The following is a 10,510-nucleotide window of genomic DNA, read 5'->3' on the forward strand; positions in this document are numbered from 1 at the left end:
TACGGCGGTCAAGATCGACCCGGCCTTTCGACGGGGCTCGACCACCTATGTCGTCGAAGCCAGCCGCGCCGTCGGCGTGGTCTCGTGCCTGCTGTCCAAGACCGAGCGCGCCAAGAACGAGGCCGCCACCCGCGACGAATATATCCGCATCCGCGAGCAGTACGCCCGTGGTCAGGAGGTCAAGGCCCGCGCCACCCTGGCCCAGGCCCGCGAGAACCGCTTCCGCATCGATCCATCCCAGCCTCTGCCCGGCAAGCCGTCCTTCATCGGCGTGAAATCGTTCGACGCCTGGGACCTGCAGGACCTCGCCGACCACATCGACTGGACCCCCTTCTTCGCCAGCTGGGAGCTGATCGGCCGCTATCCGCTGATCCTGGACGACGAGATCGTCGGCGAGGCTGCGCGCGACCTGTTCGAGGACGCCAAGGTCATGCTGAAGCGGATCATCGACGAGAAATGGTTCACGGCGAAAGGCGTCGTCGGCTTCTGGCCCGCCCGCGCCGACGGCGACGACGTCATCGTCTTCGCCGACGAGAGCCGAAACGAAGAGATCGCCCGGTTCCACACCCTGCGCCAGCAGATCAAGAAGTCGAACGGCAAGCCGAACCTGGCTCTATCCGACTTCATCGCCGAAGAGGGCGATGACTATATCGGCGCCTTCGCCGTCACGGCAGGCCATGGTGAACTTGAAGTCGCCAAACGGTTCAAGGACGCCGGCGACGACTATTCGTCCATCCTGGCGACGTCGCTCGCCGACCGCTTGGCCGAGGCCTTCGCCGAGCGGCTGCACAAGGAAGTCCGCACCCAGCTGTGGGGTTACGCCGCCGACGAGGTGACCGGGATCGACGACCTGATCACCGAACAGTATCAGGGCATCCGCCCCGCCCCCGGCTATCCGGCCCAGCCCGACCACACGGAAAAGGCGACGCTGTTCCGCCTGTTACAGGCCGAGGACAACGCCGGCATGGCCCTGACCGAAAGCTATGCGATGACGCCCCCGGCCTCGGTCTCGGGCCTCTATTTCGGCCATCCGGGCAGCCACTATTTCGGCGTCGGCAAGATCGATCTGGATCAGGTCGAGGACTACGCCCGTCGCAAGGGCTGGGACGTGGCGACGGCCGAACGCTGGCTGGCGCCCATCCTCAACTACGATCCCTACGCCGTAAAACGCGAAACGGCGGCCTGAGCCGAGGCTCAGACCGCCGTTCAGACGCCTAGCGGTTCGCTGTGATCAGTTCGGCGCGGTCGTCGTCGGTGCGCCGGTCTCGGTCAGACCCACCTCGGCCAGGGTCGCAGGCGGGGTGGTGATATTGGCGCGGATGCGACGCGCGGCGTGTTCGCATCGGCCCGGCAGGCCATAGAACAGGCCAAACGACTGGCTGCGCGCCGCCTCGTCTTGGGTGGCCAGCAGCGCGGCCCACTGGGCCTTGGCGGATGCGGCGGCCTGTTGCGCAGCGGCCTTGGTCGCGGCGGTCTGGCGCGGTTCGGCGGCGGCCAGGGCGCTGCGGAAATCCTGCGCCTCCAGACGACCCAGACGCACCAGTTCGAGATCTTCCGGCGAACGCTCGGTCAGGCTCTCACCCAGATCGGCATGGCCGGTCACCAGGGCGTCGCACCAGGCCACCAGCGGATAATCCTGCGTCGGCGCCCCGCGCGGCAGAGGCCGGGCATAGGCCATGGCCTCGCGCACCTTCAAAGCGTCGGTGGTCTCAGTCGAGCGCGCGCCGGTGACGATGGGGCCGTCGTTTTCCTGAGCGGTGACGGAGCCTGCTGCAATAGCCAGCGACAGGGCGGCGATACCGCCGAGGAGGGTCTTCGACATGATGGTCCTTGAAAGCTGAGCCACGATCGCGTGGCCAACCATAACGCTCGCAAGCCGGGATGGTTTTTCTACGACCGAACCTAAACGAAGAAAGGCGGCGGAGCGTGGCTCCGCCGCCTCAGTTCGGTGTCGTTGACCGGCCTTAGAACTTGGCAGTCAGGCCGACGTAGTACCGGCGACCCAGGACGTCATAGGTCGAGGGGTCGGTGTTGGCCTGGACGCCCGGCGAATAGACGTTCGGCTCTTCGTCGGTCAGGTTGTTGACGCCAGCGCGCAGCGAGACGTTGTCGTGGATGCTCCACGAACCATTGAGGTCGAAATAGTCAACAGCGGGCAGAGTATCTGCGCCGTTGAAGATTTCCATTTCGCCCACTCGGCGCCAGCGAATGCCGGCTCCAAAGGCCCCGTTGCTCCAGTTAACCGTGGTCAGCGACTTCCATTCCGGGAAGGTACGTCCGAAGACGCTGGAAATCGTGCCCGTGCGGTCGGTGAACACGCCACCGGCGACAACGTTGTCTTCGTAGTTTTCCAGCCAGCTGACGATCGTATTGACATCCAGCGAACCCCAGGCGGGTGCGCCAGCGTCAGCCAGTTCGAAACGCCAGTCGGCTTGGAAATCGACGCCCGACGTCTTCACCATGCCGAGGTTAGCGTTGTTTTCGAAGGTGTTGACGATGTTGCCCGACAGCGGATCGCGTTGGAACAGTTGGCAATAGCTGTTGGAAGCGTCGAAGGTCGGGTTTTCACCAGTGGCGTTGAAGCAACCTTGCAGTTGTTGATCAACGGTGATGGCGCCGATCGCATCGGTGATTTCGATATTGTAGTAATCGACCGAAGCGGAGATGCCCGAAAGCAGAGGCTGCGAGAAGGGCGACTGCCAGACAATCCCGGCCGACCAGCTGTCAGAAGTTTCTTCGAACAGGTCAGGGTTGCCGCCGCTTACGCCTTGAACCTGTTCGTTGGAATAGACGAAGGTTGCATAGTCTTCGGCACGAATGCCTTGAGCGACGCAGAGAGCCTGGATGGCCGCAGCGTTCGGGTTGCCAGGCTGACGATAGCTGCTGTTGACGTCGCAGGGATCACCTTCAATGCCGTCCGCCGAGGCCGCACCGATAGCGGGGAAGCCGACGTTGACGGGCGAGAACAGTTCACCAATCGAAGGCGCGCGAACAGCTCGGTTGTAACCGCCGCGAACCCGCAGACCATCGACGATGGTCCAGTCGAGATCTGCGCGATAGGCGTTCGTGCCGCCCGTGAGGTTGTAGTCGGCGTAACGATAGCCGACCGTCAGATCCAGAGCTTGGATAAAGGGCAGATCCGCAAGCAGCGGGATCAGGGCTTCACCGAAAAGTTCGCGTGAGCTGGTGCCGCCGGCGAGAGGTTGCGACGGGTTGAAGCCGGCGATTTCCGAACCGCCGACATTGCCGCCGTCAGGCAGGCCGTCAGCCCCAAGGTGAGGCGTGACCGGATTGCTTTGGGCCAGCGAGCCGTCCGCCTGGAAGTCATAGTCGTCCTGGCGATACTGAACACCGAAGGCGACGCGGACTTCGCCGGCCGGCAGATCGAAGGCCTTGCCTTGCAGCGTGGCTTCAACAACGCGTTGTTCCGTCGTGGTCTGGTTGCGGGCCGAACGGCCGATGAAGCTGACGCATTCAGCCGAAAGATCTGTCACGCCGAAGGGATCGAAACCGCCGGCGCACAGGCTGACGCCGCCGTCTGCGGCGTCCAGCAGTGCCTGAACCGAAGAACGTGATACGTTGCCGCTCTGTGTCGTAATATTGCTGACCCGACCGTAGGAGGCATAGACATCATAGGTCCAGCTGCTTTGCGGCACCTCGCCCCGGATGCCGGTGGTCAGTTGGTAGACGTTGTACTCGTCCTTGGAGTGACGACCGCCCAGCGACGTGAACCGCTTGTTGAGCAGGAAGGACGAAGTGGGATTGGGACGGGCGTTCAGGAAATCACGCAGGTCGCCCGTGATGAACGGGTTGGTCGACGGAACCCGGAAACCGGTAGCGTTGCCGGCCGGTGTAGCGGCCAGTTCGGAATCGGCTACGTATTGCGTGAAGAGGGCGCTGACGTAAACTTCGGCGTTGTCGTTGATGTGGTAGTTGCCCGAGGCGTAGGCGTTCCAGCGGTCAAGCGGCAGCTGCATATAGTTCAGCGGGCCGGTGTTGAACGTATAGTTGGCGCCGGGAGCCGTGTATTCGATGCCCGCACCGGCGGGGTTTTGAACATTGACCTTGCCCGTATACGCAAAGATCGAACCGTCGTCGTTGAAGCCGAATTGGCCGCCGGGACCGACAGGCGTTCCGAAATAGGACTCCATGAAAGCCGCAGACGGGCGGTTGCCGGCGTCGAGGATGGTGGATCCCAGCGGCGAGGTCGTCGATGCACCGGAAACGGCGGCGAACGAACGGTCGGCGTTGAAGATGGTCTCACGGGTCGAACGGCCCAAGGACAAGACCATATTACCCTTGTCATCAGCGAAGTTGCCGCCGACGGTCAGCGAGTAGCTTTCGGTCGCGCCGTCGTCACGGTCGGTCTGACCATATTGGGCGTCAAACTGAATGCCTTCGAAGTTTTCGTTCAGGATGAAGTTGGCCACACCCGCCAGCGCGTCCGATCCATAGGCCGCAGATGCACCGCCCGAGATGACTTCGATATTCTGGATCAAAGCCGTCGGGATGATCGACACGTCAACAGCGCCCGAAGCGTTCGACGGCACCAGACGACGGCCGTTCACCAGAACCAAGGTCCTGTTGGTGCCGAGGTTACGCAGGTTGATGTTCGCCTGACCGCCATTGGACGGGTTGTTGGAGGTCGAACCGATCGACGGCGTGAACTGGGGCAGATCGTTCAGAAGAGTTTCGATAGTGACAGAGCCGGTCTGTTGGAAATCAGCGGCTCCAACCGTCACAACGGGGCTTGTGGAACGATAGTCCTGACGCGAGATGCGCGAGCCGGTAACGACGATCTCGCCCACTTCGGCGGCCTCATCGGTCGTCTGTGCGAACGACGGCGTCGCCGCCATCGCGAGAACCGCGCCGCCGATAATGGTAGTCGCCAGCAATCCGCGGCGATAATTGATATTGCTCAAGGCTATTTCTCCCGTGAAGGACGGCGGTCGTCTGAGACGAGGCGTCCTGTCAAAAGCCATCCCCGACCCAACGATCGGTTGCAGGGAAATCATACTAACGTCACTTCCAAGTCCAGCAGGAAGACCCACACTCGACACAATTGAAACATCTCTGTCGCAAAGACGCCACACCTAAGTCGCCGAAAAGGCGCGGGACACCGGTGAAAATCCCGGCAATACTCTAACTAATCAATCATAAGTATGGAGGTTATTATGACCCCAATTCCGCTTCCATTTCGCACAATCTTGCCATTTGTAGCTCTAAGCTGCGTGCTGAGCTCTGCCGGAGCCGCATCCGCCCAGGATTCCAAACCGTCACATACCAATGATCTATTGTCTGCAATAAGTCACTGCCGACAAATTCAGCAGGGAGCCGCCCGGCTGGCGTGTTTTGACGCCGCCGCCGCCGCTATCGGCGACGCCGGCGAGGTCGCGATCGTGAGTCGGGCGGATGTCACACGTAACCAACGCAGCCTTTTTGGTTTCAATGTGGAAACGCTCAATCCCTTCAGCGGGAATGGCCGGCAGCCAGATCTGCAGTCCATCAGCGCAACCCTGACGTCGGTACGAGACCTGGGCCGGGGCGTGTGGCTGTTGACCCTGGACGACGGCTCGATCTGGCGTGTGACCGACAGCGTCGAGCCGACCTTCTCCACGCGCCGACAGTATCCGGTCACCGTGCGCCGCGCCGCCATGGGCAGCTATCTTATGAAGGTCGGAAACTTTCCGCCCTTCCGGGTTCGCCGCGAATAGGCTTATCGCTGAATCGTCACCCGACTGGCATAGGGCGCCGGCTCCGGCGTGCAGGAGGCGGTGATCAACTGCGTCGCCATGAGACAGAGGAAGGCCGCCGCGATGGGCTGGAGCCGATTTGACACAGCGAAAGCGATCGAACGGGCCATGGCGGGCGCTCCGGCAAGGGTTACCGAGAGGTTAAGGCAAGGCTCGCGCCATGTTTGGAGCCGACGGCCGTGATTCCTTTCGTGCGTGAGTTCGACTTCGCCTATGGGCGACGCGACCAGGTTTCGCCCCTGATCCAGCGGGTGATCGCGAACAATCCGGGGCCGTTCACCTTCACCGGCACAGGGACCTATGTGGTCGGGCGGCCCGAGGCGGGATCGGCGGTGGCGGTGATCGATCCGGGTCCGCTGGACCCGGCGCACCTGGAGGCCCTGATGGCGGCTGTGGAGGGGCGGACGGTCAGCCATGTGCTGGTGACCCATACGCACCGCGATCACGCCCCCCTCGCCCGTCCCTTCGCCGGGCGGACCAGCGCCGTGATCCTGGCCGCCAAGCCGCCGGCGCGGGAGACGCACGCATCGGGTCGACTGGACGAGGATGAGGACGCGGTCTTTGCGCCCGATGAGGTTCTAGCGGGCGGCGAAGTCATCGAGGGCGACGGCTGGACGATGGAGGCGATGTTCACGCCTGGCCATGCGTCAAATCACATGGCCTTCGTGCTGCGGGAGGAGAACGCCCTGTTCAGCGGCGATCACGTCATGGGCTGGGCGACGACGGTGGTGGCGCCGCCAGACGGGAACATGCGGGATTATATGGCCAGTCTGGATGCAGTGATCGCCCGTGACTTCTCCACGCTGTGGCCGACGCACGGCGCTCCGGTGACGCAGCCCGCGCCCTTCCTGGCCGCCTATCGCGCACACCGGCTGGACCGGGAGGCCCAGGTGCTGGCGCGGCTGAAAGCAGGGGATCGGACGGTGGCGGAGATGGTGCCGGTCCTCTACGCCGCGGTGGATCGGCGGCTGTGGCCGGCGGCGTCGCTGTCGGTCCTGGCCCATCTGATCAAGCTGGTTGAGGACGGGGCGGCGACGGCGGGGACCGAGCCGGGCCTGAGCGCTGTGTTCGACCTGGCCTAGCGGGTCTCGTTTTCCAGGGCCGTGACGATCTTGTCCATCAGGCGGCAGGTCGCGCCGCCGTCAGGGCGGGAATCGCGGGCGGCGACGCGGATGTCGGTGCGGCCGGGGCGGATGCGGACGACGGCGTCATAGGCGAAGCCGAACCAGGCGCCTTCGTGAACCCCCTCGACCTCGAAGGTCGAGGCGCGGACGATGGGGAAGCCGGCGTCGACCAGGGCGGATACGGCTTGTTGCGCCAGAACCTGGGTCGGGATCGACCGGGCGGCCGGGCAGGTCTCGGGACCGGTCACGCCGGAGGCGTCGGGGTGCAGGGCCGACAGGCGGCTATACGCCGGGGGTTCGGCGAGATGGGTGCTGATGTCGCGCGGGGTCGGCTGAGCCAGCCGCTGCCCCTGATGCAGAAACACCGCCAGGGTCGCGCCGGCCAGGATCAGGGCGACGGCGGCGAAGATCCAGCGCCCGCCGAGGTCGCGCAGCGCCAGGACCAGAACGATCAGGGCGGCGACCAGACCGACCCAGGCCAGGCCTCGCGCCACGGTCCAGGTCAGCAAGTCATAGGTGACGGCCCGGTCGACGCCGCCGAACAGGGTCGCCGCCATGGCCGCGACCACCAGGACCGGGGCGACCGCCGTCAGGGCGGTCAGCCACGGGATCAGGGCGGGCACGGGCTTTTTCGACGACATGGGCGCTCCGGAGCTTCAGCCAGGCTGGGTCTCTGGCAAGCGGTAGTCCTTCATCCGCTCACGCAGAAGCTTCTTGTCGATCTTGCCTGTGGCGCCCAGCGGAATCTCGTCCACGGCGACCACGTCGTCGGGCATCCACCATTTGGCGATCTTGCCGTGCAGGAAGTCGAGATGCTCCTGCTTGTCCAGCGCCTCGCCGGTCTTCAGCTTGACCAGAAGCACGGGCCGTTCGTCCCATTTGGCGTGGGCGGCGCCGATGACGGCGGCCAGTTCGACCTTGGGATGGCCGACGGCGATGTTCTCGATCTCGATGGAGCTGATCCATTCGCCGCCGGACTTGATCACGTCCTTGGACCGGTCGGTGATCTGCATGAAGCCCAGTTCGTCCACCGTCGCCACATCGCCAGTGTCGAAGAAGCCCTGATCGTCCAGGATCGAGTTTTCCTCGCGGAAATAGGCCCGGGCCACGGTCGGTCCCTTGACCATCAGATGGCCGAAGGTGGCGCCGTCATGCGCCAGTACGGCGCCGGCGTCGTCTTTCAGCGTCAGCTCGATTCCGAGGGGCGGCGTGCCCTGTTTGGTGCGGTACTTGAGCTGATCCTCGAACGGCAGTTTCGACAGTTCGGGCGTCATGTTCGACAGGGTGCCGATGGGCGAGGTCTCGGTCATGCCCCAGCCCTGCAGCACCTCGATCCCGTAATCGTCATGGAAGGCGCGAATCAGGCTTTCGGGCACGGCCGAACCGCCGATCAGGACGCGATTGACGGTCGAGAGTTTCAGCCCGTTCTGTTTCATATGGGCCAACAGCCCCTGCCAGACCGTGGGGACGGCGGCGGAGAAGGTGACGCCCTCGGTCTCCAGCAGTTCGTACAGGGCCTCGCCGTCCATCCGGGCGCCCGGCATCACCAGCTTGCAGCCCGAGGCCGGGCCGACGAAGGCGAGGCCCCAGGCGTTGGCGTGGAACATGGGCACGACCGGCAGGATGACGTCCGAGGTCTTGCCGCCCACGACCGAGGCCTGAAGCGCCATGAAGGTGTGCAGGAAGTTGGAGCGGTGCGAATACAGCACCCCCTTGGGATTTCCCGTCGTGCCCGAGGTGTAGCAGAGGCCGCAGGCGGTGTTTTCGTCGAAGCCGCCCCAGACGCCGTCGGCCGACTGTTCGGCGACGATCCGTTCATAGGATTCGGCGCGCGGCAGATTGGTCTGCGGCATATGGGCGTCGTCGGTCATGACGATGACCCGTTCGACCTTGGGGATATGCGGCAGGATGGCCTGCAACAGGGGCACGAAGGTCAGATCGACGAAGATGACCCGGTCTTCGGCGTGGTTGATGATGTAGATCAGTTGTTCGGGGAACAGGCGCGGGTTCAGGGTGTGGCAGACCGCCCCCATGCCCATGACGCCGTACCAGGTCTCGATATGTTTGTCGGTGTTCCAGGCCAGGGTGGCGACGCGGTCGCCGGGCTGGATGCCCCAGGCCCTGAGCGCGTTGGAGACGCGTTTGGCGCGGTCGTGAATCTGGCCATAGGTGGTGCGGACGATGGGGCCCTCGACCGAGCGGGTCACCACCTCGCGGTCGCCGTGCCAGTTCCTGGCGTGGTCGATGATCTTATCGACCGTCAGCGGCCAGTCCTGCATCAAGCCCGTCATAGGGGTGGCTGACATAGCGGTTTCCTGTTCCTGGGATGCGTCTGGTTGGTCACGACGCTTGGGCTGACGCTTGGGCTGACGCTAACATTGGTGATCGGTGATAAGCAACGGGACGCAGCGTCAGTCCCGCGCGACTGATCGCCTCTCTGTTTTCGAGCCGGTTTCAACGCCGGTGGCGCCGGGCGGGCGGGCGTTCTAGAAGGCCGGCCATGACCATATTGATCGCGATCACGGGGGGCTCCGGCTCCGGCAAGAGCACCCTGGCCGAGGCCCTGGTCTCGGCCCTGCCCGAGGGCAAGGCCGTCCTGGTGCGCGAGGACTCCTATTATCGGGACGCCGCCTCCCTGCCCGGCTTCGATGCGGCCACCTTCGACTTCGACGATGTGGCGGCGCGCGATCACGCCCTGATGATCGCCGACCTGAAGGCACTGAAGGCAGGGCGGCCGGTGACGGCGCCGGTCTATTCCTTCATCCACCATGGTCGCGAGCCGGGCGGCGAGCCGATCCCCGCCAGCGCGGTGGTGATCGTCGAGGGCACCCATGTGCTGTGCACCCCCGAACTGACGGCCCTGTTCGACATCCGGGTCTTCGTCGACACCCCGGCCGACATCCGCTTCATCCGCCGCCTGTTGCGCGACCAGTCCGAACGCGGCCGTTCGGCGGATTCGGTCGTGGCCCAGTATCTGGCGACCGTGCGGCCGGGCCACGAACGGCTGACCGAGCCGTCGCGCACCCATGCCGACTTCATCATCGCCGACGCCACGGCGGCGGTGCGGCTGGAGGATCCGCAAGCCGTGGTGCGTCTGGCCGCGCCGGTCCTGGCCCATCCGCTGCTTCAGCCGCTGCTGGACGCCTAGAATCAGGGATCGTCGGTTGCCGTAACCTGTTCGGCCTCAAGACCTTGCCTCTCCTGCATAGCATCCCATTTTGCCGCCAGTATGGCGTCCAGTCGGTCACAGTTGAACCTGAGTTGCTCGCGCAGACGTTCGTCTTCCGCCAGTTCCTCGGGACTGAGCCTTTTCTTCGGCGGCAGGCCACGGCCGGGTCTGGGGCGACGGGGTTTGGGACGGGCCATCAACGGCTCCTTTCAGGACAGGTCTGATCGTCCTCGCGCTTTCGATGCGAAGTTCTGGAGGGCTGGGCGGGGCGCCGGGCCTTCGCCCGGAGTTTGGTGTTTTGGTTACCGTTTCGACGAAGGTTTGACGCTCCGCGCGAATGGTTCACCTGCAAGCTCGGGGCGCCGAGCGGTGGCGGTCTTATCGCCTAACCCCATAAGCCTGCGACGGGTCGGCAGGGTCTGCGAACCCTGTCCCGAGTGCGATCGAGTATCCCCCTCGACCCT

General features: G+C 64.3%; 9 protein-coding genes. 4 read left to right on the plus strand and 5 right to left on the minus strand.

All coding sequences use genetic code 11. The features are described 5' to 3' along the window. On the plus strand, window positions 1–1,186 hold a 1,186-nt coding region (locus Q7J26_RS15990; protein ID WP_304937358.1), incomplete at its 5' end, for a vitamin B12 dependent-methionine synthase activation domain-containing protein. A gap of 45 nt (window positions 1,187–1,231) precedes the next feature. On the opposite strand, the gene Q7J26_RS15995 is transcribed toward Q7J26_RS15990, so the two are convergent. After that, on the minus strand, window positions 1,232–1,822 hold the full coding sequence (locus Q7J26_RS15995; RefSeq protein WP_304937359.1) for a hypothetical protein: 591 nt from the start codon (window positions 1,820–1,822) through the stop codon (window positions 1,232–1,234). Between the two features lie 142 nt (window positions 1,823–1,964). After that, window positions 1,965–5,015, minus strand: a complete 3,051-nt coding sequence (locus Q7J26_RS16000) for a TonB-dependent receptor domain-containing protein (RefSeq protein WP_304937360.1) — start codon at window positions 5,013–5,015, stop codon at window positions 1,965–1,967. A gap of 159 nt (window positions 5,016–5,174) precedes the next feature. Between Q7J26_RS16000 and Q7J26_RS16005 the strand changes: the two genes are divergently transcribed. Both Q7J26_RS16005 and Q7J26_RS16015 read left to right on the plus strand, forming a co-directional pair. Next, window positions 5,175–5,714 carry a hypothetical protein gene (locus tag Q7J26_RS16005; RefSeq protein ID WP_304937361.1) on the plus strand — a complete coding sequence of 180 codons (540 nt, stop codon included), beginning with the start codon at window positions 5,175–5,177 and terminating at the stop codon, window positions 5,712–5,714. Between the two features lie 218 nt (window positions 5,715–5,932). Next, window positions 5,933–6,835, plus strand: a complete 903-nt coding sequence (locus tag Q7J26_RS16015; RefSeq protein WP_304937362.1) for an MBL fold metallo-hydrolase — start codon at window positions 5,933–5,935, stop codon at window positions 6,833–6,835. Here the strand turns inward: Q7J26_RS16015 and Q7J26_RS16020 are convergent. Next, complete coding sequence (locus Q7J26_RS16020; RefSeq protein WP_304937363.1) at window positions 6,832–7,518, minus strand: DUF1499 domain-containing protein; 687 nt, start codon at window positions 7,516–7,518, stop codon at window positions 6,832–6,834. The genes Q7J26_RS16015 and Q7J26_RS16020 overlap by 4 nt on opposite strands. A 15-nt stretch (window positions 7,519–7,533) precedes the next feature. Continuing rightward, window positions 7,534–9,168 carry a long-chain-fatty-acid--CoA ligase gene (locus Q7J26_RS16025; RefSeq protein ID WP_304937366.1) on the minus strand — a complete coding sequence of 545 codons (1,635 nt, stop codon included), beginning with the start codon at window positions 9,166–9,168 and terminating at the stop codon, window positions 7,534–7,536. Window positions 9,169–9,377: 209 nt separating this feature from the next. On the opposite strand from Q7J26_RS16025, the gene udk reads away from it, so the two are divergent. Further along, window positions 9,378–10,025 (plus strand): uridine kinase, encoded by a 648-nt coding sequence (gene udk, locus Q7J26_RS16030; protein WP_304937364.1) that lies wholly within the window; start codon window positions 9,378–9,380, stop codon window positions 10,023–10,025. A gap of 2 nt (window positions 10,026–10,027) precedes the next feature. Here udk and Q7J26_RS16035 read toward each other — a convergent pair whose 3' ends face one another. Beyond that, on the minus strand, window positions 10,028–10,243 hold the full coding sequence (locus Q7J26_RS16035) for a hypothetical protein (RefSeq protein ID WP_304937365.1): 216 nt from the start codon (window positions 10,241–10,243) through the stop codon (window positions 10,028–10,030). Between the last annotated feature and the right edge of the window lie 267 nt (window positions 10,244–10,510).

It is taken from the genome of Brevundimonas sp., assembly GCF_030656255.1.
Classification (GTDB): domain Bacteria; phylum Pseudomonadota; class Alphaproteobacteria; order Caulobacterales; family Caulobacteraceae; genus Brevundimonas.